Annotated in this window: 24 protein-coding genes; 15 read left to right on the top strand and 9 right to left on the bottom strand. The window is 66.1% G+C overall.

Annotated features, from left to right (window positions below; all coding sequences use genetic code 11):
• A partial coding sequence (cofH, locus tag BKN37_RS00530) for a 5-amino-6-(D-ribitylamino)uracil--L-tyrosine 4-hydroxyphenyl transferase CofH (protein WP_071019481.1) occupies nucleotides 1–1,001 on the top strand: 1,001 nt, incomplete at its 5' end.
• Between the two features lie 75 nt (nucleotides 1,002–1,076).
• On the opposite strand, the gene BKN37_RS00525 is transcribed toward cofH, so the two are convergent.
• The 3 genes from BKN37_RS00525 to BKN37_RS00515 all read right to left on the bottom strand — a co-directional run bounded on the left by BKN37_RS00525 (nucleotide 1,077) and on the right by BKN37_RS00515 (nucleotide 5,471).
• Nucleotides 1,077–3,974 carry an MMPL/RND family transporter gene (locus tag BKN37_RS00525; protein ID WP_071019478.1) on the bottom strand — a complete coding sequence of 966 codons (2,898 nt, stop codon included), beginning with the start codon at nucleotides 3,972–3,974 and terminating at the stop codon, nucleotides 1,077–1,079.
• Nucleotides 3,971–4,414 (bottom strand): MmpS family transport accessory protein, encoded by a 444-nt coding sequence (locus BKN37_RS00520; RefSeq protein ID WP_071019475.1) that lies wholly within the window; start codon nucleotides 4,412–4,414, stop codon nucleotides 3,971–3,973. Before BKN37_RS00520 ends, BKN37_RS00525 begins: the two co-directional genes overlap by 4 nt.
• Nucleotides 4,415–4,853: 439 nt before the next feature.
• Nucleotides 4,854–5,471 carry a TetR/AcrR family transcriptional regulator gene (locus tag BKN37_RS00515; RefSeq protein ID WP_071019472.1) on the bottom strand — a complete coding sequence of 206 codons (618 nt, stop codon included), beginning with the start codon at nucleotides 5,469–5,471 and terminating at the stop codon, nucleotides 4,854–4,856.
• A 121-nt stretch (nucleotides 5,472–5,592) separates the two neighbouring features.
• On the opposite strand from BKN37_RS00515, the gene BKN37_RS00510 reads away from it, so the two are divergent.
• The 9 genes from BKN37_RS00510 to BKN37_RS27495 all read left to right on the top strand — a co-directional run bounded on the left by BKN37_RS00510 (nucleotide 5,593) and on the right by BKN37_RS27495 (nucleotide 13,944).
• Entirely contained in the window at nucleotides 5,593–6,357 is a 765-nt protein-coding gene (locus BKN37_RS00510) for an SDR family NAD(P)-dependent oxidoreductase (protein WP_071019468.1), read from the top strand.
• Nucleotides 6,358–6,398: 41 nt separating this feature from the next.
• The gene (locus tag BKN37_RS00505; protein WP_071019465.1) at nucleotides 6,399–7,409 is read left to right on the top strand and encodes a hypothetical protein; all 1,011 of its coding nucleotides are present in this window, start codon (nucleotides 6,399–6,401) and stop codon (nucleotides 7,407–7,409) included.
• The gene (locus tag BKN37_RS00500) at nucleotides 7,406–7,894 is read left to right on the top strand and encodes a nitroreductase family deazaflavin-dependent oxidoreductase (RefSeq protein WP_083341487.1); all 489 of its coding nucleotides are present in this window, start codon (nucleotides 7,406–7,408) and stop codon (nucleotides 7,892–7,894) included. The genes BKN37_RS00505 and BKN37_RS00500 overlap by 4 nt, the downstream gene beginning before the upstream one ends.
• A gap of 4 nt (nucleotides 7,895–7,898) precedes the next feature.
• Nucleotides 7,899–8,969 carry a phosphotransferase gene (locus BKN37_RS00495; protein ID WP_071019462.1) on the top strand — a complete coding sequence of 357 codons (1,071 nt, stop codon included), beginning with the start codon at nucleotides 7,899–7,901 and terminating at the stop codon, nucleotides 8,967–8,969.
• A gap of 380 nt (nucleotides 8,970–9,349) precedes the next feature.
• Nucleotides 9,350–10,552 carry a CaiB/BaiF CoA transferase family protein gene (locus tag BKN37_RS00490; RefSeq protein WP_095406956.1) on the top strand — a complete coding sequence of 401 codons (1,203 nt, stop codon included), beginning with the start codon at nucleotides 9,350–9,352 and terminating at the stop codon, nucleotides 10,550–10,552.
• 87 nt (nucleotides 10,553–10,639) lie between these two features.
• The gene (locus tag BKN37_RS00485; RefSeq protein WP_071019455.1) at nucleotides 10,640–11,446 is read left to right on the top strand and encodes an SDR family NAD(P)-dependent oxidoreductase; all 807 of its coding nucleotides are present in this window, start codon (nucleotides 10,640–10,642) and stop codon (nucleotides 11,444–11,446) included.
• Nucleotides 11,447–11,461: 15 nt separating this feature from the next.
• Nucleotides 11,462–12,109 carry an NAD(P)-dependent oxidoreductase gene (locus BKN37_RS00480; RefSeq protein ID WP_071019451.1) on the top strand — a complete coding sequence of 216 codons (648 nt, stop codon included), beginning with the start codon at nucleotides 11,462–11,464 and terminating at the stop codon, nucleotides 12,107–12,109.
• A 3-nt stretch (nucleotides 12,110–12,112) separates the two neighbouring features.
• A complete protein-coding gene (locus tag BKN37_RS00475) occupies nucleotides 12,113–12,970 on the top strand; it encodes a molybdopterin-binding protein (RefSeq protein ID WP_071019448.1) in 858 nt (285 codons plus the stop codon).
• A complete protein-coding gene (locus tag BKN37_RS27495) occupies nucleotides 12,970–13,944 on the top strand; it encodes a MaoC/PaaZ C-terminal domain-containing protein (RefSeq protein WP_083341486.1) in 975 nt (324 codons plus the stop codon). The genes BKN37_RS00475 and BKN37_RS27495 overlap by 1 nt, the downstream gene beginning before the upstream one ends.
• Here the strand turns inward: BKN37_RS27495 and BKN37_RS00465 are convergent.
• Nucleotides 13,916–14,614: a TetR/AcrR family transcriptional regulator gene (locus BKN37_RS00465; RefSeq protein ID WP_071019445.1), complete on the bottom strand. Its 699-nt coding sequence runs from the start codon at nucleotides 14,612–14,614 to the stop codon at nucleotides 13,916–13,918. The two genes, BKN37_RS27495 and BKN37_RS00465, sit on opposite strands and share 29 nt — an antisense overlap.
• A 169-nt stretch (nucleotides 14,615–14,783) precedes the next feature.
• Here BKN37_RS00465 and BKN37_RS00460 point away from each other — a divergent pair, with 169 nt between their 5' ends.
• From BKN37_RS00460 to BKN37_RS00450, 3 genes are read left to right on the top strand one after another with little or no spacing between them, the layout of a single operon-like run.
• On the top strand, nucleotides 14,784–16,724 hold the full coding sequence (locus BKN37_RS00460; RefSeq protein WP_242657025.1) for an oxidoreductase: 1,941 nt from the start codon (nucleotides 14,784–14,786) through the stop codon (nucleotides 16,722–16,724).
• Nucleotides 16,725–16,781: 57 nt separating this feature from the next.
• Nucleotides 16,782–17,225, top strand: coding sequence for a cytochrome P450 family protein (locus BKN37_RS28755; protein ID WP_071019441.1), 444 nt, complete (start codon nucleotides 16,782–16,784; stop codon nucleotides 17,223–17,225).
• A complete protein-coding gene (locus BKN37_RS00450) occupies nucleotides 17,188–17,532 on the top strand; it encodes a cytochrome P450 (RefSeq protein ID WP_165618276.1) in 345 nt (114 codons plus the stop codon). The genes BKN37_RS28755 and BKN37_RS00450 overlap by 38 nt, the downstream gene beginning before the upstream one ends.
• A gap of 37 nt (nucleotides 17,533–17,569) precedes the next feature.
• On the opposite strand, the gene BKN37_RS00445 is transcribed toward BKN37_RS00450, so the two are convergent.
• A complete protein-coding gene (locus BKN37_RS00445; RefSeq protein ID WP_242657024.1) occupies nucleotides 17,570–18,145 on the bottom strand; it encodes a flavin reductase family protein in 576 nt (191 codons plus the stop codon).
• Between the two features lie 110 nt (nucleotides 18,146–18,255).
• Here BKN37_RS00445 and BKN37_RS00440 point away from each other — a divergent pair, with 110 nt between their 5' ends.
• Entirely contained in the window at nucleotides 18,256–19,164 is a 909-nt protein-coding gene (locus BKN37_RS00440; protein WP_423212749.1) for a hydroxymethylglutaryl-CoA lyase, read from the top strand.
• A gap of 5 nt (nucleotides 19,165–19,169) precedes the next feature.
• On the opposite strand, the gene BKN37_RS00435 is transcribed toward BKN37_RS00440, so the two are convergent.
• The 3 genes from BKN37_RS00435 to BKN37_RS00425 all read right to left on the bottom strand — a co-directional run bounded on the left by BKN37_RS00435 (nucleotide 19,170) and on the right by BKN37_RS00425 (nucleotide 23,063).
• The gene (locus tag BKN37_RS00435; protein WP_071019429.1) at nucleotides 19,170–19,898 is read right to left on the bottom strand and encodes an enoyl-CoA hydratase-related protein; all 729 of its coding nucleotides are present in this window, start codon (nucleotides 19,896–19,898) and stop codon (nucleotides 19,170–19,172) included.
• A 79-nt stretch (nucleotides 19,899–19,977) separates the two neighbouring features.
• Nucleotides 19,978–20,718 (bottom strand): 3-oxoacyl-ACP reductase FabG, encoded by a 741-nt coding sequence (gene fabG / locus BKN37_RS00430; RefSeq protein ID WP_071019424.1) that lies wholly within the window; start codon nucleotides 20,716–20,718, stop codon nucleotides 19,978–19,980.
• On the bottom strand, nucleotides 20,715–23,063 hold the full coding sequence (locus BKN37_RS00425) for an acyl-CoA dehydrogenase family protein (protein ID WP_071019535.1): 2,349 nt from the start codon (nucleotides 23,061–23,063) through the stop codon (nucleotides 20,715–20,717). Before BKN37_RS00425 ends, fabG begins: the two co-directional genes overlap by 4 nt.
• Before the next feature lie 111 nt (nucleotides 23,064–23,174).
• Between BKN37_RS00425 and BKN37_RS00420 the strand changes: the two genes are divergently transcribed.
• Nucleotides 23,175–23,954, top strand: coding sequence for an SDR family NAD(P)-dependent oxidoreductase (locus BKN37_RS00420; protein WP_071019420.1), 780 nt, complete (start codon nucleotides 23,175–23,177; stop codon nucleotides 23,952–23,954).
• 32 nt (nucleotides 23,955–23,986) lie between these two features.
• Here BKN37_RS00420 and BKN37_RS00415 read toward each other — a convergent pair whose 3' ends face one another.
• Nucleotides 23,987–24,493: an Lrp/AsnC family transcriptional regulator gene (locus tag BKN37_RS00415; protein ID WP_071019417.1), complete on the bottom strand. Its 507-nt coding sequence runs from the start codon at nucleotides 24,491–24,493 to the stop codon at nucleotides 23,987–23,989.
• Nucleotides 24,494–24,568: the final 75 nt, after the last annotated feature.

The raw sequence follows: 24,568 nt of genomic DNA, 5'->3' as shown, positions 1-24,568 counted from the left end.
CGGTTGCCGCACTGGCCGATTCGCTGCGCCGCGACACGGTCGGCGACGACGTCACGTTCGTGGTCAACCGCAACATCAACTTCACCAACATCTGCTACGTCGGCTGCCGGTTCTGCGCGTTCGCCCAGCGCAAGGGCGATGCGGACGCCTACTCGCTGTCCGCCGAGGAGGTCGGCGACCGGGCGTGGGAGGCCCACGTCGCCGGTGCCACCGAGGTGTGCATGCAGGGCGGGATCGACCCGGAGTTGCCGGTGGGCGGCTACGCCGATCTGGTGCGGGCCGTCAAGGCCCGGGTGCCCTCGATGCACGTGCACGCGTTTAGCCCGATGGAGATCACCAACGGGGCCACCAAGAGCGGGTTATCCATCCGGGAGTGGCTGACCGGGCTGCGCGAGGCCGGGCTGGACACCATCCCGGGCACCGCCGCGGAGATCCTCGACGACGAGGTGCGCTGGGTGCTGACCAAGGGCAAACTGCCCACCTCGCTGTGGATCGAGGTCGTCACCACCGCGCATGAGGTGGGGCTGAAGTCCAGTTCGACGATGATGTACGGCCACGTGGATTCGCCGCGGCACTGGGTGGGGCACCTCAACGTGCTGCGCGGTATCCAGGACCGCACCGGCGGGTTCACCGAATTCGTGCCGCTGCCGTTCGTGCACCAGAGCTCGCCGCTGTACCTGGCCGGCGGAGCCCGGCCGGGGCCCAGCCACCGCGACAACCGGGCCGTGCACGCGTTGGCGCGCATCATGTTGCACGGCCGCATTCCCCAGATCCAGACCAGCTGGGTCAAACTCGGGGTGGCGCACACCCAGGTGATGCTCAACGGCGGCGCCAACGATCTGGGTGGCACGCTGATGGAGGAGACCATCTCGCGGATGGCCGGCTCCGAATACGGGTCGGCGAAGACAGTGGCCGAACTGGTCGCGATCGCCGAGGGTATCGGCCGTCCGGCCCGGCAACGCGCCACCGACTACCGCCCCCTGGCGGCTGTGCCGGACTGAACTCTGTCCGGCACTCACTCCGGCATAAGGCGATGGGAAGCCATAGCTGGACTCGCGCACCCGTTTTCGGTGGTCTCACTCATGCAGTGGTGCTAGCACAGGTTCGGTGTCATCAGACAGTGGTTCGGGTGGACGCACGTTGTCGGTGCCACGCGGGGGGACAAGGTGCGGCCACCAGAACCAGCGCCCAAGCAGTACCGCGATCGATGGCATGAACAACGCGCGGACTATTAGTGTGTCGAGCAGTAGACCCAGGGCGATGGCGGCGCCCATCTGGCCGACGATAACGTCGTCGCTGCCCAGCATGGCTGCCATGGTGACGGCGAATACCAGACCGGCAGAGGTGACCACCGTGCCGGTGCCGGCCATCGACCGGATTATTCCGGTCTTGATGCCAGCGTGGATCTCATGCCTGATGCGGTGGACCAGTAGCAGGTTGTAGTCGGATCCGACAGCCAAGAGGATGATGACCGCAAAAAGCATCACAGCCCAGTGCAGCCTGATACCGAAGAGGTCCTGCCAGATAAGTACGGACAGTCCGAGGGCCGCGGCAATTGAGCTGGACGCGGTGCCGACGATCACCAACGCGGCCACAAGGCTGCGGGTCAGCACCAGCATGATGATGAAGATCAGCGTCAGTGAGGCCACCACGGTGATCATGATGTCGTAGGCGTTGCCGTCGTGCATGTCCTTGTACGTGGCGGCCGCGCCCCCTAAATACACCTTGGCGTCGGCCAGCGAGGACTGCTTTAGGGCCAGCTGTGCGGCTTTTCGCTCGGCCTGGACCCGCGAAATTCCCTCCGGGGTTGCCGGGTCGCCCTCATGGGTGATGAAGAAGCGGGCCGATTTGCCATCCGGCGACAAGAACTGTTTAAGCCCGACCTGAAAGTCGGCGTTGTCGAAGGCCTCTGGCGGCAGGTAGAAAAAATCGTCGTTTCGGGACTTGTCAAAGCTTTGTCCCATGACGATTGCCGTATCGCTCATATTCTCAAGCTGGTTGATCATCGCCTGGAACGTGCTGTGCAGCGTCAGCGTTAGCGCTTGGGTCGCTTTGAGTGACATAATTTGTGGTGGCAGTAACTCGGTCAACTGTGGAAACAATGCATCAACATCATCGATGTCGTTGGCCAGCTGATGGAATTTTTCGTCGAGCTGGTCGATGCCGTCCAACGAGTCCCAGATGGATCGAATCGACCAGCACATCGGAATATCGAAACAGTGCGGTTCCCAATAAAAGTAGTTACGGATCGGCCTCCAGAAGTCGACGAAGTCGGCGATGTGGTCCCGCAATTCATCGGTGATCTCGGTCAGATCATGAGTATCCAGTGCGGTGCGGTGCGTGGCCGCGCTGAGCCGCTTCTGAACATCATACATCCGCTCTAATGTATCGATGGTGATGCCGAGCTCATCGGAAATTTTAATGATGTCCGCCATGCGTTCTTTGACAAAGCTTAAGTTCTGCATGAACGTCTGACTTTGCATACTCTGTTGGAAGGGGATCGAACTATGTTCGATAGGGACCCCTAAGGGTCGGGTGATTCCTTGGACCATCGCGATGCCGTCGACGCGGATGATGTTTTTTGCGACTCGGTCTAGAACCAGCATATCGGCGGGGTTGCGCATGTCATGACTGGCCTCGACCATCAGTATGTCGGGATCCATCCGGCCCGGACTAAAGTGCCGTTCGGCGGCCGCATACCCGACATTGCCAGGGGCGTTGTCCGGCAAGTAATGGCGCTCGCTGTATAGGGTCTTATAGCCGGGTAATGCCACCATGCCGATCATTACGGCAACCGTACTAGCGGCCAGGATCGGGGCGGGCCAGCGAACGATGGCGGTGCCGATTCGTCGCCACAAGCGACCCCGATGCGTTCGCTTGGCCTCCAACAGGCCGAATCGGCTGCTCACAACGAGAACGGCCGGGCCCAGCGTGAGCGCGGCGGCTACCACAACGAGCGTGCCGATTGCGACCGGAACCCCCATCGTGGTGAACCACGGCAGTCGGGTAAAGCTCAGGCAAAACGTCGCTCCGGCGATCGTTAGACCTGACCCCAAGACGACAGGCGTGACACCGTGAAAGGTGGTGTAATAGGCGGTCTCGCGGCCCTCACCGGCTGCGCGCGCCTCTTGATAGCGTCCTACCAGAAATATTCCGTAATCGGTTCCGGCCGCGATGGCCAACATCGTCAAGATACTTACGGCGAATACTGCGAGCTCCATAAACCCGTAGTTGCCGAGCACCGCGACGACACCCCGGGACACCGCTAATTCGATCCCGGTCATGAAAAGCTGGATTAGTGTAGTCGCGATGGAGCGGTAGACGAGAAACAACATGATCGCGATCGCGGCGAGCGAGAACAGCGTGATTCTGTCCATGCTGGCGTTGCCGATCGTGTACTCGTCGTGACTGTGTGCCGCTGAACCGGTGACGTAGGCTTTTACTCCCGGCGGCGACGGCGTCTCATCGACGACTTTGCGGACGGCTTCGACGGATTCCATCGCTAACGTCGTGCCCTGCTGACCGGCGATGTTCAACATTGCATAGGCGGCCTTGCTGTCGGCGCTTTGGACTCCTGCTGCCGTTAACCGGTTGCTCCAGAAGTCCTGAATATGCTGCACGTGATCGGGGTCTTGCTTCAGCTGATGGATGATGCTGTCGTAGTAGCGATGCGCAGCCTCGCCCAGCTCCTGCTGGCCTTCTATGACGATCGTGACCGTACTGTTGGAGTCGAATTCGTTGAAGTTGTGACCCAGGCGCATCATGGCTTGCATCGACGGCGCGTCCATAGGGGCCATCGGTGCAGCATTTTGCTCGGCAACCACTTCTAGCTGGGGGACGGCGACGTTGACAATGACCGTCAGCGTGACCCAGAACAAAATGATGGGCACCGCCAACCAGCGGATCAGGTGCGGGATGATGGGACGCTTGGCGTCCCTGGTGTCCATGTCGTTCGCGGTTCTCACGTTGGTCATGCCGCCTTCACTAGACAAAAGGTCTGGGCCTTAACGCCATTGGCTTTTCTCTCGTCGCGAATTACGCCGTTCACGCTGATGCGACAACCGATATAATCGCCGTTAATCTGTACCATGACGTTGGCGCTGACCGCGGGCAGCGTTGTTGATATCGTGTAGGACCACGGCAAGGCGGCTGCGTCAATTTGATGCGTGTTCGCGTCGGCATCCCAATAATTGATGCTTGCGGTGGTCTCAGGCGGCCCCACGACTTCATAGGTCACAATCTTGGGGTTGAACTGCACGATCTCGATTCCGGCGCCGGCATGCGCGTTCAGATTTTCGGCGCCGAAGACCTTGTGCAACCGGCCGACGACCAACGTCGCGATAGCAGATACAACCACGATGACAAACGGTATCCACGTCCGTTTCACCGTTTTGGTAACCGCCGTCTTCCTCATCCGTTGGCTCTTTCTGCTATTCGGGGTCTGTCGTGTCAGTCCGTATGTACATTCGAATGTCATGCCACCGCAGTGGACGTTTGCCGGGGTCGATTCGGCGGTGGCAAACAATGACCGATGCCGGGGGCGTAGAGCTTTCGGGATACAGGCCCCACATGCTCGGTGTCACGGCGGGGTCCATCGCGTCCTATACGCCTTTCTGGCCAGCCATAACAGGGCTTTGGTTGTTGCGTCGGTCCGTCACGGCTGCTGCCGGGGACCGTCGGGGGTTCAGTTAGTAACGAGTTACTAACAACAACACGTGTCAGATTACTACCGGCGTCAAGCTCCGGTGCACAGGTGTCCATGAAAGTGGACTACTGTCCAGCAGGAGATCCAGATTTTTGGCCGTGGCGTGCGAAGCGTTCCTTGCCCGGCCACGGCCCCTCGCGGCCGGTAACTACCTGGGATCGAGCCCGTTGAGGAGTTGGTGGAGGCCTTCGCGGAATTGTTCGCGGCGGGCGCCTTCAGGAAACTCTTGGCTTGCCCGGGTGATGGCCGGGTAGGACTCGGCCCCGGCCGCCGCGATTGCGGGGGGCAGTTCGTCTTCGGTTCGGGCCCGGCGTGCGGCGCCGTGCAGTGCGGCACCCAGCGTCGACCACTGCAGCATCGCCAAGGTTGTGACCGCCTGGTGGTCGCTGAAGCCGCCGGCTTCCATGGCTTTCAGCACGCTCTCGGCGGCGCTCAACATGGCCGGCGTGCCGGTGGTTCGCAACAGCATGAGTTCTGCGAGGCCGTGGTGTTCGATCATGAGGTCGCGCAGGGCGACAAATAGATCGACAACCGCGGTCTGCAGGTCGACGTCGTCGCGCATCGGCGGCAGCGTCGCGAGCACGGAGTCAGCCATCCGGGCAAGCAATTCGTCCTTATTCGCGACGTGACGATAGAGCGCGGTTGGGACGACGCCAAGACGGTCACTGACGCTGCGCATGCTCACGGCCGCCAGGCCGCGCTCGTCGGCGATCGCGAGCGCGGCGGCCACGATTTTGTCTGCATCCACGATCCGGGCGCGCGCCATGTCAGGTCACGTTACGGGAGCGGAGGGACGCCCTTCTTGCCATCGACACAACTCAAAGTGTACGGTGTTCACAATGAAATGGCTTGGAGCTAAGGGCGGTTTGCCACTTACCGGAGCCCATGTGCTGGTCACCGGTGCAAGTCGTGGCATCGGCGAGGCGGTCGCGCGCGAGGCCATGCGCCGGGGTGCGCGGCTGAGTTTGCTGGCGCGGGCGTCGGAGCGGTTGACGGCTATCGCCGAGCAGCTCGACGCGCACCAGATTCCGACCGACCTACGTGACCTCGATGCGGTCGCACGGGTCATCCGGGAGGCCGAGACCGGGCACGGACCTCTTGATGTCCTCGTCAACAATGCGGCGATGATGGGGACCGGTCCGCTGGCGCATCTTTCTGCGCGGACCCTTCGCGAAACCCTCACGGCGAACCTTCTCGCGCCGGCTGAGCTGGCCCGCGCGGCGGCCGGGTCGATGATCGCGCGCCGACGGGGGGTCATCGTGACCGTGTCGTCATTCGCCGGCGAGATGGCGCTCAGGAACATCGGCGCCTACTCGACGAGCAAGGGTGCGATCACCCATTTGACCCGGATTCTGCAGCGCGAGCTGCGGGGAACGGGCGTGCGTGCCCTTCCCGTGCTACTTGGTGGCGTCGACACCGAGCTCATTCACGAGAACGATGTCGACCCGGTGGCCGGTCCCGCGGCCAAACGATTGTCGGCGATCCCCGCCGACGATCCAATCGTCGTCGCACGCAAGATCCTCGACGCCGTGGAGGCGGGGCAGCGCACGCTGGCGATCCCGGCCGCTGGCGCGCCGCTCCTGCTGCTGCGAAACCTACCGTCCACCCTGGCGGACCTCGTGCTCGCCGGTCTTCCAAGGAGCTACTCATGACCCGATCCGCTATCCCGAGGCTGCAGCACCCGATCCACCGAGTGTCCGCTGACGAGGGTTTGCACGCACCCCCAGCCGAGGCCGCCGGCCGGCTGTTCGGTGACACCGTTTGGTTGAGTCTGATCGACCCCGACGCAGGGGTGTGGGGCATGATCCATAACCACATCTGCCCCAACCGCGGGTACGGGCGGTTCGCTGCGTATGTCGTGATCGATGGCACCGAACATGTCTACGCCGGCAAGACCACCGGCGGACTGTCCGTAGGGGACATGCGCTGGTCGGACGGACAAATGACCTACCAGGTGCTTGAGCCCTACCAGCGCATCGCCGTCCAGCTGGACTGCGCGCGCTTCGGTTTTGACCTGACGTACACCGCCCGCCACGTCGTCTTCGACTACGACGACTGTGTGGGCGGCAGCCCGCTAGAGGGGCTGAAGCCGGCAGCCGGCGTCCACGGCGGCCACTACGAGCAGGCAATGGATGTCAGTGGGACGTTCGAAATCCGCGGCGGCCCCACCGCGGGCCAGATCCGGGTGATCGATGCGATCGCCCATCGCGACCACACCTGGTCGGACCGGTTTGCGGGATCCGCGCCCTGGGCCTATCCCGACGGCGTACAGGCCGCGCTGCACTTCTGGCACGTGCTGCAGTTCCCTGAGCGCAATATGAATGTCACGGGGTTCTTCGACCTGTCCCCGCTGGGCATTGAGCGGCCGATCGACAGGGTCGGCGGGTTCGAGTCGACAACCGATGGTGCGCGGCGGATCGTCGCCTGCTCGCCAGCGCCCGAAGCGGGTGGCCTCGTCGAGCCGCGGGGGCGGGAGGTCCCGCTGCGGTGGCGCATCGAGTTCGAGGACGGCGAGGCGATCCACGTCGTCATGTGTGAACCCAAGTGGGTCGCGAAGCTGCGGATGCTCGGCGAGGATGATGCCGAGAGCCGGCTCAACGACTACGAGACGTTCGGGGAGCTTCTCATCGAGGAGACCGGTGAACGCGGCGTCGGACAGTTCGAGCACAGCACTCTTCCGCCGAATCCGAGGTGGCTGACATGAAGCACTACAAAGGTGTGTGGGGCTGGATCACTGCGACCTTCCCGCCGGCAAAGCCCGGCGGGCGGGGCTGGCGGCTTGAGCAGGCCGTGACCCGCACTCACGTGCGCGTCTTCCAGCGCACACGCGGGCGGCTGCTCGGATCCTTCGATGGCGCACCACTTTTGATCCTCAATCACACCGGAGCAAAGACCGGCCAGCGGCGCAAATCGCCGATGATCTATCTGCCCAACGGCGAGGATCTCGTCGTCGTCGCATCGATCGGCGGCAACCCCAAGAACCCCGCCTGGTATCACAACCTCCTCGCCCACCCCAACGACGTCGAGGTCGACGTGCGCGGAGGCCGCCGTCGCGTCCACGCGCGGCAGGCTACCGACCAGGAGGCCGAGCAACTCTGGCCTCGGCTGATCGAGATGTGGCCCGCCTGGCAGACCTACATGACCCGCACCGACCGGAGGTTCCCGGTCATGATCCTGGAGCCCCGGTGAGCCGATGACCACTGCTGCACCCCCCGTCGCCCGCACGGTCAACGACTTCGCGCCGGATTGGTTGACCGCGGCGCTACGTGACGCCGGTCGGCTCGGCCGGGCGCGCGTCGTGAGCGTCGATGCGCAGCCCATCGGCACCGGCCAAATGAGCCGTGTCCTGCGGCTCACGCCGACGTACGATACTCCGGAGCCCAATGCCCCTACCTCGCTCATCGCAAAGCTCGCGTCCGACGATGCGGGCGCACGCGCAGCCGGAAACGCAATGGGCTTTTATGAAGCCGAGGTTCGCTTTTACCGCGAAATTGCCCCCCGCGTCGACGCTGCGACCCCAGCCTGCATCGCCGCGTCGATCGACCTGGACGACGGGGCCTTCACCCTGCTCCTCGAGGATCGCCCGCATCTTCGCGTGGGGGACATGATTGCCGGCGGTACCGTGAACGAAGCCACCGCCGCGCTTGCGGAACTCGCCAAACTCCAGGCGCCGATCTGGAACGACCCCCAGCTCGCCACGGCGGACTGGCTCTCGCCGGCGCGGTGGCGTGCGTTCTCCGCGACGTTCCCCACCGCGCTGGAGCCCTTCTTGACGCGTTTCGGGGATGCGTTGACCGCCGAGGAGGTCGCCGCCTGCGAGCGCATCCTGCCGCGCGCCGTGACGTGGCTCGACGAGTGGTCGGGCCCCGTTGTTGTCCAACACGGCGACTACCGCCTCGACAACATGCTCTTCGACGAAGGTCCCCCGACGAAGGTCGTCGTGTTCGACTGGCAGACCGCCCGTGTCGGACCTCCGCTCGTCGACGCGGGTTTCTACCTCGGTGGCTGCCTGTCGACCGACGACCGCCGTGAACACGAAATGGCGCTGCTGCGCGACTACCATGACCGGCTAGTCGCCGCGGGCGTATCCAGGTACTCGTGGGACGACTGCCGCCGCGACTACGCCCGTTACGCGGCGTACGGGATGCTTGGATTCGTCGGATCTTTCATCCACGTCGAGGTCACCCCTCGTGGGGAGGACCTGTACCTAGGTGCCTTCCGGCGGTACGCCCGGCAAGTTATCGATCTTGAAGGCACAGCCTGAAAACGATGCGGAGATCGGGGCGACGCACGACCCAACTTGCCGAAGCACGAGTTCGGCACAGTACGAGTTCGGTACCGATCATGCCTAAGACGTACTTCCGTAGCCAGTTGGTTCGCGCTCTGCAGCGCAGTATTACCATTGCTTGCCTTACCAAATAGCGTTAGGTACGGTTGCGAGGCGCTGTCACCGCAGCGTCCCCGCCCAGCCGCTCGAACGCAGGATTTGCACGTGGAACAGTTCGATCACCGCTCTGAGCACTTCGCCCAGCATTTGGCGCAGACCCGTCGCGAGCTGCGCGGAAGCATGTTCGGCTATCCAGGGCGCAACCCCGCCGACCGCACGGAGCCGGCCGCCGCACTCAGTGGTAGGGAACGCTGAGGGTGCCGGGAGCACTGCACGGACTCAGGGTGCTGGAGGTCGGTCATATCATCGGCGGCCCCTTCTGCGGTCACCTGTTCGCTGACCACGGAGCGGAAGTGATCAAGGTCGAGCCGCCGGGTTGCGGAGACCCGATGCGCACCTGGGGCGGCCTGTACAAGGGTGTCGGGCTTTACTGGTCGATCATCGGCCGCGGCAAGAAGTCGGTCACCGTCGACTTGCGTCAGCGACGCGGCCAGCATGCGTTCCGCGAACTCGCGGCCACCGCGGACGTGGTGGTCGAAAACTTCCGGCCTGACACGATGGAGCGCTGGAGCCTCGGCCCCGACGACCTGTCCGACGTCAATTCGCGTCTGATCATGGTGCGTATCACCGGGTTCGGGCAGACCGGGCCATACCGTGACCGGGCGGGTTTCGGCTCGGTCGCGGAAGCCATGAGCGGCTTCCGATACCTCTCGGGCGAGCCCGGCCGGCCCCCGGTGCGGGTAGGGATCTCGATCGGCGATGCTCTGGCCGGCACCCAGGGCTTGGTCGGCGCGCTGATGGCACTCTGGTCGCGTGACCGCATGGGGGGCACCGGGCGCGGCCAGGTCGTCGATGTCGCACTGTACGAGGCCATGTGGATGTACATGGAGTCCCTGGCGGCAGAGTTCACCAAGCTGGAACGTAGCCGCGAGCCGACCGGTGCACTTCTACCTGGCGTAGCACCGTCGAGCGTCTACCCGACCCGCGACGGCGAGTGGCTGATCATCGGAGCCAACCAGGATTCCGTGTTCCGCAGGCTGGCTACCGTGATGGGGCGTGACTCCTGGCTGGCCGCTGACTCGCCCTACCGTAACCACGAGCTGCGGGGGGCGGCGCAGATGGAGCTGGACGAGGCGGTCGGCGCCTGGACAATCGGCTTCGGGGCCGACGAGCTGCTGGCGATGCTCGCGGAGGCGGGGGTGCCCTCGGGCCGGATCTACACCGCCCGCGACATTGTGGGCGACCCCCACTACGCCGCCCGCGAGATGATCGTCGACGTCCCCGAGCCCGGACTCGGGGACGAGACCGTGCCGATGCCCGGCGTCGTGCCGAAGCTGTCCGCCACACCGGGTGCGCTCACCCGCGGTGCCCCCTTGCTCGGCGAGCACAACCTTGAAGTGCTTGGTGCGCTGCTTGGAGCATCCGAGATCGAGGAGCTGCAACTCGCCGGGATCGTCTAACGCTTCCAGCTGGCGAGCGGACGCATTCATTGACCAGCAATTCGAACATCGTTAGATTATGGACGGCGGATAGCTCGGGAGGTCGGCATGGCCGAACGGTTGGACGGACGGGTGGCTGTCGTGACAGGTGCGGGGTCAGGAATCGGTGCCGCGAGCGCCGCCAAGCTGGCCGAGGCCGGCGCGGCCGTCGCCGTCACCGATATCGACCTGGCGTCCGCGCAGACCGTCGCGGCCGGCATCGCGGACAACGGGTATCGGGCCATCGCCGTTCGCCTCGACGTCGCAGACGAAGCGGCCTGGCTTACAGCGCTCGATCACATCCGTCGCGACCTCGGCCGGATCACCGTCCTGCACAGCAACGCGGCGCTGACCTCACCCGAGGCGTACGCCGCCGATCTCGGCGTCGTGGATCTCGACATCGGGGTGTTTGACCGCGTTCTCGCGGTCAACCTGCGGGGTGGGGTCCTGGGCTGCAAGCACGTCATACCGGACATGCTCGCCGCGGGCGGCGGGTCGATCGTGCTGACGTCCTCGGTCAAGGGGTTGACCGGCAGCGCTCATCGCACCGCTTACTCGGTCTCCAAAGGCGGTCTCGACGCGCTGACGCGCATGGTCGCCGCCGGCTACGGCAAGGCCGGTGTCCGCTGCAACGCCGTTGCGCCCGGCATCGTGATGACCGAGGCTGCCGCGAGCATTCCGGCCGCCCAGCGCGCCGCACTCGAGGACGCCCACCTCACTCCATCGCTGGGCCGGCCGGTCGACATCGCGCGGGCCGTCGTATTCCTCGCCTCCGACGCCGCCGCGTTCATCACAGGACAGGTGATCTGCGTAGACGGCGGCCTTGTCGCTCATACTGCTGCCCTGTCCCCGGCAGGTAGCCGGGGAAAATTCTGAGTAGAAAGAGGATCTATGCGTGTACTGATGTTGGGCGCGACTGGGAAGGTGGGCGCCCCCATCCTTCAGGAGTTGCTCGACCGGGGGCACCAGGTGACGGCCGTCGTCCGGGACCCGACCCGCCTCCCCGCGCAGGGACCGTCGCTGCAGCATCGCATCGGCGACGTCTTCGACGCCGCTTTCCTCGCTGACGCGGCGCGCGGTGCCGACGTCGTCGTGTGCTCAGTGGCGTTGCGCGACGCCGCCCAACGGGACCGGACACCTGTCGCCCTGATGCGGGGAGTCGGACGGGCCGCCGCGGGCGCTGACGCCCGCCTGGTGGCGATGGGTGGGGCAGGAAGCCTCCGGACGGCCGCCGGGGTGGACCTCGTCGACACTCCGGGATTCCCGGAGGTTGCCAAGCCCGAGTCGCTCGGCTTCCGTGCGGCGCTGCACGACCTGGTGGACTCCGCGCCGGCCGACCTGGTGTGGACGGTGGTCTCGCCGCCCCCGGCGATCGAGATCGACAGCCCCCGCACGGGTGCCTACCGCACCGCCGATGACGACCTGCTCATCGACGCTGAGGGTGCCTCACGGATCTCGGTGGCCGACCTCGCAGTGGCTGTTGTCGACGAGGTCGAGAACCCAAAGCACCCGCGACGCCGGTTCGCCGTCGGTTACTGACCGGTGACCGGGGTGCCGCGGGTGCGGGCCAGGATCGTCGTCGTCGGTGATGAGGTGCTCGATGGCTTCGTCGCCGACGAAAATGCCCGCTGGCTGACCTGGCGGCTGCGGTCGGCAGGCATCGCACTGGATCGGATCGCGATCGTCCCCGACGACATCGAGGCGATCGCCGCCGAGGTCCGCGCCGGGCTCGTCGCTCCGCGTCCCTCAATCGTGCTCACCGCCGGCGGCGTCGGCGGCACCCATGACGATGTCACCTACGAGGCTGTCGCGCTCGCAGTTGGGGTTCCGTTGGCCATCGCACCCGAGCTCGCAACGCCGTTGCGCGAACCCATCAAGTGGACGGCCTCCACCGGGTACCGGCTCGATGCGCAGGCAGTGGCGGGCATGATGCGGATCGCAACCGTGCCGGAGGGCTCCGCGGTCCGGTTATTACATCGCTGGCTTACCGGTGTGCACTTTGAGATCGACGGCGGACCGACGGCGAAATCCGGTACCGCGGTGATCATGCTGCCGGGTCCGCCCGGCCACCTGCGGACGGTTGTCAACGAGCTGGTCATCCCGGAAGTACTCGGTGGCGAGCGCAGCCCGCTTGCCGTTGCCGAGGTGCCGCACGAGTATCCCGAGACAGTGCTGATTGGCCATCTGGGACGGATCCGATCTCGGCACTCTGAGGTGAAGGTGGGCTCCTACCCCGGCAAACCGATGCTTGTGCGGTTCGTGGGCGAGCCCGAGGATGTCGCCAGAGCGGCAGCGGAGCTGCGCTCGGTCCTGGCCGACATCGCCACGGACCCGGCCACCGCGATAGTGCGGGACGCCTGGCAACGCTCGCCGGCCTGGACCGCCGCACAAGGACGCTGATGCCGGTGGGGGAACTGGACACGTTCATCGCCGGTCTGCCCGATCGGCCGGCGCACCGGCCCGTGGTCGCGCGCGACGCGGTGAGCGTCTCCGCCATCCACACCTGGTGTGGCGTGATGGGGGAGCGGGGCCCGGCCTTCACCGGCGCCGATCCGCTCGCCCCGCCGGCCACGCTGCAGATGTGGACGTTCCCCGGCCTGGCTCCGGGCCGACCTGTCGACGCGGGTCCCGCGACTCCCGGCGACCTGGACTTCGAGGTCCGCACCAGGCTCGCCGAGACGGGTCTGACCGCGACCCTGGCGACTGCCACCGACCAGGAGTTCTTCGTCGACCTGCGGCCGGGGGATCTGGTCACCGCGCGGGACCGCTACACATCGGTGAGCGGGCTCAAGGACACCGCGTTGGGGCGTGGGTACTTCCTGTCCAGCCGGACCTCGTATGCAAGGCAGGACAGCGTCGAGGTGGGGTGGCTGACCCTGACGGTCTTCGTCTTTCGGCCCCGCCCCGCGTTGGTTCTGCCGGCCCCGGCTCCGGCTCCCGCCATCCAGCCCGACTTCCCTGACGCCGCGCCGGCGGTATCGCTGACCACCGGGGCGGTGCTACCGCAGAGTCGCATCCCGGTGACGCCGACGTTGATCATCACCGGGGCCCTGGCTACCCGCGACGTGTATCCGATGCACCACGACCGCGACTTCGCGCGCTGTCACGGCAACCCGGACATACTGATGAACATCCTCACGACCAACGGACTGCTGTCCCGGATTGTGGGGGAGTGGAGCGGCGGTGCGCGGCTGACCCGGCTGGTCACTCGTCTACGGGCGCCGGCGTATCCGCACCACACCTTGACGGTGGGTGGAACGGTGGCCGATGCAGCCGGCGGTCGTGCCGTGATGAAGCTTCGTGCTGTGACGGAGGCGGGCGTGCACGCCGAAGCAACCGCGTCCGTCAGCTGCCGGGCGGGCGTTGATCGGTGATGAGACCCCTGATGACGGCCCCGGCGATCTCCTTTGCTAAGTCGTTCTCGGTGAGCGGCTCGGCGCCGTCGGGCCGTGCTGCCAGGAACCAGTCCTCGAACAGCACCATGGCGGTGACCATCGCAATCGCCAGCCGGATGCGCAGCCAGAGCCGGGGAACCTGCCGGCCTCGGTCGGTTTCCCAAGCAGCACCGACCGGCAGTGCCTCGTTCATGGATTGGCCGAATGCCTGCTGGGCCTGGGAGATCTCGGTTGGCTGACCATTCCCGTTCCCGGTGAGCAGCAGCGACCGGAGCTCGTCCTTATGGGCTCTCACGTGTCGGTGCAGCTCGGTGATCAGCTGCAGCATGAAGGCTTCATCGCCCGAACCGGCGTCGTCGACTTCGCCCCAGACGCTTTCCAGCTTCTGGACGAACTGACCGAACGGCTCCAACGCAGCCTGGGAGAACAGAGCCGCCTTATCGCCGAACTGGCGAAATATGACGGACTCGGCCACACCGGCTCGCGTAGCGATCTCCAGCGTGCTGGTTGCGGCGTAACCCTTTTCGGCGAAGAGGCGGAGCGCGGCCTGCAAGATGAGCCGCCGCACCTCGGTCGAGCTACGTCGCTTTGCCGGCTTGTCCGCCGCGGGCGTCCCGCTGCTCATCGCGGGGTCGGACGCACGGGCCATTGGCACAGCCTAGTGGCCGAAGACATCAAGCGAGTGAACACCCGCTTGACGGGCCGGAGTGATCTGCAGTACAAAGTACCCAACGTCGATAGGTTATGGAATCGGCAAGCCGAATCGCTTAGCCCAACGTTCCTGCCCGCGAACCCGGCAAAACATGGACTCACCACGGATGGAGTCGGAGAACATGGAACACTTCTCGCACCTGTTGTCCCCGATCCAACTCGGTCGGGTCGAGATCCGTAACCGGGTGGTTCTCACGTCGCACGGGGCCAGTGAGACCTTCCGGAACCCGCTCGCGTCGCCCGACGCCTACATCGAATACTTACGGCGGCGGGCCGGCGCCGGCGTCGGTCTGATCATCACCCAGCCCGTGCTTTCGGATCCGGCCGTGGGCATCCCAGAGGCGACCCTGCAGCGGCATGCGGCGCTCGCCGACGCCGTGAGAGCGGAGGGTGCGGTGCTGTTGTTGCAGGTCACGCATCTTGGCGTGTATGCGCGCACGGACGCGGACTTGCGTCGCGGGCCGTTGCCGGGCTTCCAGAACTCGCAGTCGGCGATGGGCGAGACGGCACACGCCATGACCGACGACGAGATCGAGGCGATGATCGAAGGATATCGTCGCACCGCCGAGATGGCCGTTGCAGCGGGATTCGACGGTGTTGAGGTGCACGGCGCACACGGCTATTTGGTGCAGCAGTCGCTGACGCCGTCGTTCAACTCGCGCGAGGACAGGTGGGGCGCCGACCGCACGCTGTTCGTACGCAGCGTGCTGGAGGTGGTGCGCGAGACCATCGGGCCCGACAGGATCCTGGGCTACCGCACCCCAACCGACGATCTCCGCTCCGCCGAGGACGGCGGACTGGGCGCGGCCGGAATCGTCGAAGTTGTGCAGGCACTGCTCAAGACGGACCAGATCGACGTACTGAACACCACCATCGGCGATGGCGGTCCCAGCTACGCGCGGGCGATCCCGAGCTACCGCTATGACGAGGCACCCAACATCCCACCGCTGGTCAAAATGCGTGAGGCACTGGGGGTGACACCTCCGGTGATCGGCGTGGGTCGCATCCTCTCGGTTGGTTTCGCGGAGTCCCTGCTGGCCGCCGGCCGCTGCGACCTCGTCGCCATGACCCGCGCACACATCGCCGACCCTGACCTCCTCGTCAAAGCCAGAGCGGGTCAGACCCATCGAATCCGGCCCTGTGTCGGTGCCAACGTGTGTGTCAACCGCAAGCTGCAGGGCTTTTCCGAGATCAGCTGTTTCCACAACCCCCAGGTCCTCCGCGAGCGTGCGCTAGAACCACACCGAACCGACGTGCCGCGACGCGTGCTCGTCGTCGGAGCCGGTCCCGCGGGCCTCAAGGCGGCGGCGACAGCGGCCGTGCGCGGCCATGATGTGACGATCATCGAGGCAGCGGCCCGGCCCGGCGGCCTGCTGCGGTCCGCGGAGCGAACCGAGGCGCGCGGGCTCGTCGGCTCCGTTGACCACCTGGTCAGCGAACTCGGTGAACTCAGGGTCACGGTGCAGGTGGCGACGGCCGTGGACGCGGCGTTGCTGCGAGCCGCGGCCCCTGACCACGTCGTGCTCGCCACGGGTGGCCGGTTCGTCGGCGCTTCGCTGTTCCCGGATGCCGCGCCCGGGCTGGTGCTGTCCAGTCAGCAGGCGCTGGCCGGGGAGGTCGGGACCCGGGTGCTGATATACGACACCGTCGGCGCCAACGAGGGGGCCCTCGTCGCCGAAGCACTCGCGAAGCGGGGCAAGCGGGTGACTTTCGTGACGAGCTGCGAGACGGTCATGCCCTGGGGCGGTGCGTTGCATCGGGCAGAGGTGCTCCCGATCCTGCACAAGCGAACCGAGCAGATAGTCACCAGCGCGACGGTGGGCGATATCGACGGCACTCACGTCATCGTCGTGCGTTCCGATGGTGACACTCTGGCCGAGGTGGACGTCGACACGGTTGTGGCCGTCTGTCCCCCCAGTCCGGTCACGGATTTGGCCCCCGCGCTGGAGGATCTCGGCATTGTTTACCGGGTCGTCGGGGACGCCCTAGCGCCGCGGGGAGCCACGCACGCGTTCAAGGAAGGCCACGAGGCCGCCCTCGCCATCTGACATGACTCCGACTCAAAGGACTCCCACCACCAATTCAGCGCGAGCAAGGAGACGGCGATGAGCAGCGACCTGCAGCACAGCACCACCAGAACGCCCGTGTCGGGCTTCGACCCGCACGACCCGTCGCTGGCGAATCGTCAGCACGAGATCCTCACCGACCTGTTGGAGCGGTGCCCAGTCTCCTGGAGTGAGCAACACGGCGGCTTCTGGTCGTTAACCAAGTTCGACGACATCGTCGCCGCGGCCCGTGACTATGAGACGTACACGGTCGAGCAGGGGGTGATCGTCCCGTCGCTGGGTGCCTCGACGCCGATTCCGCCCGCCAGGGTGGATCCGCCGGCCCACTCGAAGTACCGCAAAATCCTGTTGCCCTTCTTCACCCCCAAAACCGTGCTCACCTATGAGGACACCGTCCGGTCGATTGTGCGGGAGGCCATCGCCGACTTCGCCGACCGTGATGTTCATGGCTCGTGTCGTCACCAAAGACACCGTCCTCGGTGATGTGGCGTTGGCGGCGGGCGACAGGGTGTTGGTTCACCTCGCCTCGGCCAATCGTGATTCAGCGAAGTTCGAGGACCCCAATCATCTGCGTTTCGACCTGCATCGCGGTGGGCACGCCGGCTTTGGTCTCGGGATTCATCGTTGTGTCGGGTCGAACTTGGCCCCCGTTCAGATCGAGCTCGCCTGGGACGAGCTGCTGCAGCGTATGACGGCCTTCCGGCTGGTGCCCGGCGCCGAGATCGAGTACGCCACGGGTCAGGTCCACGGACCCGAGCGGATGCCGATCACGTTCGAACGGCTGACATGAGACAGGTGCCGGCGCTGGGTGCGCAATGGGCGCTCCATCACCCTCTCATCGAGCGCGGTGTTATGTGCCCGTACCCGCCCCGGAAGAACACCAGCGGTAACCCGTCGGACGCACCGTCGAACTCTCTGACCTGGCCAATCACGAAGTAGTGGTCGCCGGCATCGGTGATGCTTTCGAAATCGCAGTCGATCCAGGCCGTCGTTCCGTGCAATCTCGGAGCGCCAGACGGCGCATGGCTCCACGCCACGCCGGCGAACTTGTCACCGCCGCGGGTTGCGAACGCGCGACAGACGTCATCCTGGTCGGCGGCGAGGACGTTAACGCAGAACGAGGTGGCCGTGCGAATACGCGGGAAGCTGCTCGAACTGCGATCGGGCAGGAAGGCGATCAGCGGCGGGTCCAGGGAGACCGAAGTGAAGGTGCCAACGGCCATCCCGGCCGGTGCGCCGTCGGCATCGATTGCGGTGATGACCGAGACGCCCGTGGGGTAGTTGCCGAGAATCCGCCGGAACCGTTTTGGGTCGACGTGCGGTAGCGGACCCTGCGTCATCGGGCTCAACTTCATGGTGTTTCTCCAGTCGTCGCTGCTCCTTGCATCAACAATATCAAACATCGTTAGATTCAACGAAGGCTGCTTGGCCGGGGGTTGCCCAGGCTTCAGTACCCGCGGAGGGTAATCTGTCACCGTTGGGTTATGCTGACCGCAGAGGGAGTCGAATTTTGATCGACGTGGTCGAGGTCAGTCCGCGCGACGGGCTGCAGAACGAGTCCGTGCTCCTGCCTACGGCGGCGAAGGTCGAGCTGATTCGACGCGCGGTGGCGGCGGGGGCACGCCGAATCGAGGCGGTGTCGTTCGTTCGACCCGACGCCGTGCCCGCCATGGCCGACGCTGAGGCGGTATTGGACGGGATTCCGCGATCCGACGGAGTCTCCTACATCGGCTTGGTGCTCAATCAACGAGGTTATGCGCGTGCGCAAGCTGCCTCGGTCGACGAGATCAATGTCGTCGTTCCGGTAACGGAGACCTTCTCTCGGCGAAACCAGAATGCGGGCGCTGAGGATCTGATGGCGATGGCCGAGGAAGTGGCCGCGAACGCGGCGCGCATTGGTCTGCCCTGCTCGGTGACCCTCGCCGTCGCATTCGGCTGCCCGTTCGAGGGTGAGGTCGACCCTGAGCGGGTCGTCGCGTTCGGGGTGCGGGCGGCGCGGGCCGGAGCGGTGGAGGTCGCGATCGCCGACACTGTTGGCGTCGGCGTGCCCATGCAGGTTCGGCGGCTCGTGGGTGACCTGCGCGCGGAACTGCCGGCGACCCCGCTACGAGTCCACTTCCACAACACACGCAACACCGGTTACGCGAACGCGACGACCGCGGTGGACCTGGGTGTGACGCGGATCGACGCCAGCATTGGTGGCATCGGCGGCTGTCCCTTCGCGCCGAAGGCCACCGGCAATATCGCGACGGAGGACCTCGTGTACCTGCTGCACCGTAGCGGCCTGGAAACCGGACTCGATCTGCAGACCCTTATCGATGCGGCGGGCTTCCTCAGCGATGCGCTCGGAAAGCAGGTGCCGGCGCTCTTGCCCCGCGCCGGTAGCTTCCCAGGGTCGCTCGCGTTGTCCCACCACGGGTGACATCTTCACTGCGCCTCGTGTGCACGGTCCGGGGCGGGCGGCAGCAGGCTCTGCAGCACCCGGCGGTCGAGCACGAGCCGCGCCGGCACGGTGCGCGCAGTCGAGTCGACGAGCAGGGCCTTCGTCGCGCGCAGGGCCGCCCGAGGCTTAGCGACTAGGGCCGCCGTGCGCTCGGCGAGCAGCTGATCCAAGGCGGTTCCGTCCGCCACTACCGCGGTGACGATCCCCACGTTCGCGGCGGTGGCGGCGTCGAAGCGCTCACCGAACAGCATCAGCTCGGCCGCGCGCTGGTGCCCGACGAGCCGGGGCAGCAGGAGGGTGGACGCGGCCTCGGGCACCAATCCGAGGTCGACGAATGGGAGTCGGAAGGTGCTGCGGGCGGTGGCGTAGACGAAGTCGCAGTGCAGCAGGACCGTGGTGCCCACGCCGATGGCGGGTCCATCGACCGCGGCCACCAGCACGGCACGGAGCCCGGTGAGCGCGGCCAGAAACCGCACCGGCGGTGGGTTGTCACCCACAGGCGGGTTGTCCCGCATGTCTTGCAAGTCGTTGCCTGCGGTGAACGCACCGCCCGCACCGGTCAGGACGACGACGGCCGCAGCTGATGCCTCCGCGGCGATCAGCGCGTCGGCGAGTGCGGTGTACATCGCCGCGGTAATCGCGTTGCGCTTGTCCGGCCGGTTCAGCCGGATCGTGACGACATCGCTGGAGGTGCTCACCTCCACCTCGGCCACTAGCTCGCCGCCGTCATCGCTGCACGGTCCGGCCCGATCATCACGCTGCTGACCACTGTGCTGAGGCCGAGGACTCTCCTCACATCGACATCCCGCCGTCGACGCTGAGCACGGTGCCCGTGATGTACCCCGCTTCCTCGGAAGCAAGGAATGCGACTGCGGGCGCCATTTCCTCGGCTTCGGCGAAGCGCCCGAGCGGAATTGCCGCAGTTAGCTCGACGAGCTTGTCGGGGGGAACCTGGGCAACCATCGCCGTGGCGGCGTTGGGAGAGATCGCGTTGACCGTGATACCGAAACGCGCGACCTCCTTTGCGACGGTCTTGGTGAACCCGATGATCCCGGCCTTAGCTGCGGCGTAGTTGGCCTGTCCCACGTTGCCGTGCATACCGGTGTAGGAGGTGACGTTGATGATTCGGCCGAAGCCACCCCCGCGCATGTACGGAATCGCTGCCCGGGTGATGTGGAAAGTACCGCCCAGATGCACGTCGAGTACCCGCTGCCAATGCGTCTCGGACAGTTTCCAGACCACCGAATCGCGGGCGATACCGGCGTTGTTCACGGCGATGTCGACACCGCCGGCCCACGCCGCCACGTCGTCGACCGCATCCGTCACCGTGTCGGGATCGGCGACGTCCACCGCCAGCGGCGCGACGGTATCGCTGCGCTCGCCCCAAGCCGACCGCAGCGCGTTCGGGTCGAGGTCGAAGGCCGCGACCCGAGCCCCGGCTGCGGCGAACAGCCGGGCGATGCCGTGGCCGATGCCCTGCGCCGCGCCCGTCACAATCACGGTGCGGCCGGAGAAATCGAAGGAAATGCTCATGAGCGGCGGGTGTCCTTCCAGGCGATATCACGATCGGTTCGTGGTTCGCCGGGCAGGCCGAGGACGCGTTCGCCCAGTACGTTGCGCAGAATCTCGGAGGTACCGCCCTCGATGGAGTTGGCCAACGATCGCAGCCACGCCTTGCGGATGTCTGCGCCCCCGTGGACAGCCGTGAAATCCGGAGCGGTCACCGCATAGTCATCGATGAGCAGACCGTCGTCACCGGATAGGTCCACGCACAGCTCGTAGATCGCCTTGTTCAGCTCGGACATCTGCAACTTTGCGATCGAGCCCTCCGGCCCCGGCTGGCGCCCGAACTGGGCAGCGGCGCGGGCGTTGGTCAGCCGGGCCGCCTCGGCGCGGGTCCACAGCAACATCACCTGCTCGGTGGTGGCCGCGTCGATGAGTCCGGCGGCGTGCGCCGTGCGGTACATCTCGGCGAGCTGGCCGATCGGCCCGGATCCACGTTCGGCCGGCCGGCCGCCCAGCGACACTCGCTCATTGGCCAGGGTCGTCATCGCGACCTGCCAGCCCTGCCCGACGTCGCCGAGCACGTTCCTCGCCGGGATGCGAACCCCGGTGAGGTAAACCTCGTTGAATTCGGCCTCCCCGGTAAGTTGGCGTAGCGGCCGGACCTCGACGCCGGGGGTGTGCATGTCGAGCAGGAAGTACGTTAGGCCGCGGTGCTTGGGCACGTCGGGGTCGGTGCGGGCGAGGAGAATGCCCCAGTGCGCGACGTGGCCCAATGAGGTCCAGATCTTCTGCCCGTCAACGACATAGGCGTCACCGTCGCGTACGGCCCGCGTTGCGAGCGCGGCAAGGTCAGACCCCGCGCCGGGCTCGGAGAATAACTGGCACCAGATCTCCGCACCGGTGAAGCAGGGCCGCAGATAGCGAGTCTTCTGCTCATCGGTGCCGTGCGCGTGGATGGTGGGCAGCGCCATGCCGAGTCCGATCACGTTGCGTGCCGTGTGGTCGGCCGCACCCGCATGAGCCATCCGTTGCTCGACCAAGGGCTGCAGCGACGGGTCTAGTCCGCGTCCGCCGTGGCCGTGCGCGCAGCTCACCACCGCGAGGCCGGCGTCGAAGCGCGCCTCCCGGAACGCTCGGTCCGCTGCGGTGTCGGCGGGATCGGGCGGCGGATGGTTTATCAGGAACCGGGTGAGGTCTTCGTCGAGCGCTGCGGCGTCGGGTGTGCTGTCCACGGTGTCGTCTGAGACGGCGGCGTTTGGAGTGCCGCTGGCGAGGTCGAGCAGCTCGGCAAGCCGGGCGCGATACCGGGTCGGCGAGCCGAACAGCAGCTGGCTCGACTTGGCCCGCTTCACGTACAGATGGGCGGGGTGCTCCCAGGTGAACCCGATGCCACCGTGGATCTGGATAGTCTGGGCAGCGACGCGCTGGTATGCGTCGGCGGCGACCGCACGGGCCAGGCTCGCGGCCACGGCCAGGTTGGCCGGTTCGTGCATCGCTGTCCAGAGGCCGTGGTGGACGACCGATCTGGCCGACTCGACGTCGATGAGCATGTCCGCGCAGCGATGCTTGATCGCCTGGAAGGAGCCGATGGCGCGCCCGAACTGGACGCGCGTCTTTGCGTATTCCACCGCCATCGCCAACGTACGCTCGGCACCGCCGAGCTGCTCGGCGGCGAGGTAGAGCACCGCCAGATCCAGCGTTCGGGTAAGCGCGCCCGCGGCTGCGCCGTCAGTTCCGATCAGGCTGGCCGGTATGGCGTCGAACCCCAGCTCCGCGAGTTTGCGGGTGGAGTCCATGGTTGTGAGCGGGTTTCGGGCGAGGCCCGGGGCGGGTCCCGGTACGGCGAACAGGCTCGAACCGGCCGACGTGGTCGCGGCGACCAGGACGAGGTCCGCCGTTGATCCGTCGAGGACGAGCGGAGCCCGGCCATTCACCCGCCATGTGCCGGCGCAGTGCTCGGCTGTGAGGGTGGATTCCGCCGGCGTCGGACCGGCCCAGGCCAGTGTCGCGGTCGTGCTGCCCGCTGCGATGCCGGGCAGGTATGCGGCGGCCGCCTCGAGATCGCCTGTCTCTAGCAGCGCGGTGGCCGCGAGACCGACGGTCGATAGGAATGGACCACAGAACAGAGCGGCGCCCATCTCCTCGAACACCACACCCAGCTCGACCGGGCCCGCCCCGCTACCATCGAACTCTTCGGGGAGAGCGAGTCCGTGCAGACCGAGCTCCTGCGCGGCGCGGGTCCACGTGTCCGTGTCGAAGCCGGAGTCGGTCTCCATGAGCCTGCGGACATCTCGCTCGGTCGATTGTTTCTCGAGGAACCCGCGGACCACCGCACGCAGGCTTTCGGCTTCCTGTCCGGGACTGAAACTCAACTTGGCACCTCGCCGTTCCGGGGGCTCATAGGTATGGTTCACCATAACCATATAGCGTTTGGTTAGAGAAGGCTGTCCGCGGTCGCGGATCCGGGAGACGAGGAGCATGCCATGGGTGACGACATCGCGCGGCCGCTGCGGGGCCGGCGCGCACTCGTGACCGGCGCAAGCCGAGGCATCGGGGCGGCGATCGCACGCAAGCTCGCCGGGCAGGGGGCCGACATCGTGCTCGCGGCACGCACCGTCGGCTCGATCGAGGCCCTCGCCGAGGAGTTGGGCGATACAGGCGTGCGGGCGCTGGCTGTGCCCACCGACATGACCCAGCGCGACGCGCTGCGGGCATTGATCGACCGTGTCGGCGAAGAATTCGGCGGGCTGGAGATCCTGGTCAACAATGCCGGCGTCCTGCCACCGGCAAGCCGCGCTGAGAACCTGGCCTGGGAGGCATGGGACGCCACGCTGGGGTTGAACCTCTCGGCACCCTGGTTTTTGGCGTGCCGGGCCAAGGAGCTGATGGGGCGCGGGGGCGTGGTGGTGAACAACGCCAGCACGGCGGCGTATTTCCCCTCCCGCGGGCTGGTGGCTTACAACGTCAGCAAGGCGGCAATGGTCATGCTCACCAGGGTGCTCGCCCTGGAATGGGCACGGGAGGGCGTGCGCGTGGTCGGCGTGGCGCCCGGAAAGGTTGACACCGAGCTGGTGGCGCCGATTGTGGCCTGGACCGAGAAGCACGGGATGCCGCTCAACCCGATGCGCCGGATCGGAACCGATGGGGAGGTGGCTGACCTGGTCGCGTTCTTGGTGTCAGATCAGGCCGGCTACCTCACCGGAGTCACTGTGCCCATCGACGGGGGCGAGTTGCTGACCGCGGGGTCGGAACCCGGTCGCTGAGACCCCTCAAGGCGAAGTTAGCGGGATATGACCTAGCCGCTGGGACGTCGAGTAGCCGAACCGCCGGTCGCCCGATGGCGGACCAGGGGCGCGATGCGGTAGTCGACGAGTCGGCGCATGACCAACGACGTGTTGGTGCGCTCGACACCTGGGATGGCGAGGATCTGACCCGCCACCCGGTAGAGGTCCTCCGCGTCGGCGGCGACCACATGCACCAGCAGGTCGACTGGTCCCGAAATGCCGTGAACCTGAAGGACTTCTGGGATCTCTGCTAGCGCTGCAGCGACCTCGTGGAGTCTGCGCTGGGTCACCTGGGTCGTGACGAATGCGGTGAGCGGATAGCCCAGGGCCTCCGGGGTGACGCGTCGCTCGAACGAGTCCAGCGCGCCGCTCGCTTCGAGGCGGGCGATCCTACTCTGCGCCGTATTTCGGGAGATACCGGCGCGGTCAGCTATCGCGATCGTTGTCGCCCTCGGATGCTCAAAGAGCAGCAGCAGGATGCGTGCGTCGATCGAGTCGATGGGTCCGGCACTGGGCAAAGTGCCCTCCTTTTCCGGTCAGCTGACCTGCTAGACGACGCAGAATGCGTAGTTAATTGGTGATGAGTTGTGCAG

Origin of the sequence: Mycobacterium talmoniae, from assembly GCF_001854525.1 — a bacterium.
GTDB lineage: Bacteria > Actinomycetota > Actinomycetes > Mycobacteriales > Mycobacteriaceae > Mycobacterium > Mycobacterium talmoniae.
This window is presented reverse-complemented; position numbering and strand designations above follow the sequence as displayed.

Bases quoted from the DNA above. Each gene is read 5' to 3' on its own strand.
- BKN37_RS00525 (WP_071019478.1), bottom strand. From the start codon at position 3,974: ATGACCAACGTGAGAACCGCGAACGACATGGACACCAGGGACGCCAAG.
- BKN37_RS00520 (WP_071019475.1), bottom strand. From the start codon at position 4,414: ATGAGGAAGACGGCGGTTACCAAAACGGTGAAACGGACGTGGATACCG.
- BKN37_RS00515 (WP_071019472.1), bottom strand. From the start codon at position 5,471: ATGGCGCGCGCCCGGATCGTGGATGCAGACAAAATCGTGGCCGCCGCG.
- BKN37_RS00500 (WP_083341487.1), top strand. From the start codon at position 7,406: ATGAAGCACTACAAAGGTGTGTGGGGCTGGATCACTGCGACCTTCCCG.
- BKN37_RS00495 (WP_071019462.1), top strand. From the start codon at position 7,899: ATGACCACTGCTGCACCCCCCGTCGCCCGCACGGTCAACGACTTCGCG.
- BKN37_RS00485 (WP_071019455.1), top strand. From the start codon at position 10,640: ATGGCCGAACGGTTGGACGGACGGGTGGCTGTCGTGACAGGTGCGGGG.
- BKN37_RS00480 (WP_071019451.1), top strand. From the start codon at position 11,462: ATGCGTGTACTGATGTTGGGCGCGACTGGGAAGGTGGGCGCCCCCATC.
- BKN37_RS27495 (WP_083341486.1), top strand. From the start codon at position 12,970: ATGCCGGTGGGGGAACTGGACACGTTCATCGCCGGTCTGCCCGATCGG.
- BKN37_RS00465 (WP_071019445.1), bottom strand. From the start codon at position 14,614: ATGGCCCGTGCGTCCGACCCCGCGATGAGCAGCGGGACGCCCGCGGCG.
- BKN37_RS00460 (WP_242657025.1), top strand. From the start codon at position 14,784: ATGGAGTCGGAGAACATGGAACACTTCTCGCACCTGTTGTCCCCGATC.
- BKN37_RS28755 (WP_071019441.1), top strand. From the start codon at position 16,782: ATGAGCAGCGACCTGCAGCACAGCACCACCAGAACGCCCGTGTCGGGC.
- BKN37_RS00450 (WP_165618276.1), top strand. From the start codon at position 17,188: ATGGCTCGTGTCGTCACCAAAGACACCGTCCTCGGTGATGTGGCGTTG.
- BKN37_RS00445 (WP_242657024.1), bottom strand. From the start codon at position 18,145: ATGTTTGATATTGTTGATGCAAGGAGCAGCGACGACTGGAGAAACACC.
- fabG (WP_071019424.1), bottom strand. From the start codon at position 20,718: ATGAGCATTTCCTTCGATTTCTCCGGCCGCACCGTGATTGTGACGGGC.
- BKN37_RS00420 (WP_071019420.1), top strand. From the start codon at position 23,175: ATGGGTGACGACATCGCGCGGCCGCTGCGGGGCCGGCGCGCACTCGTG.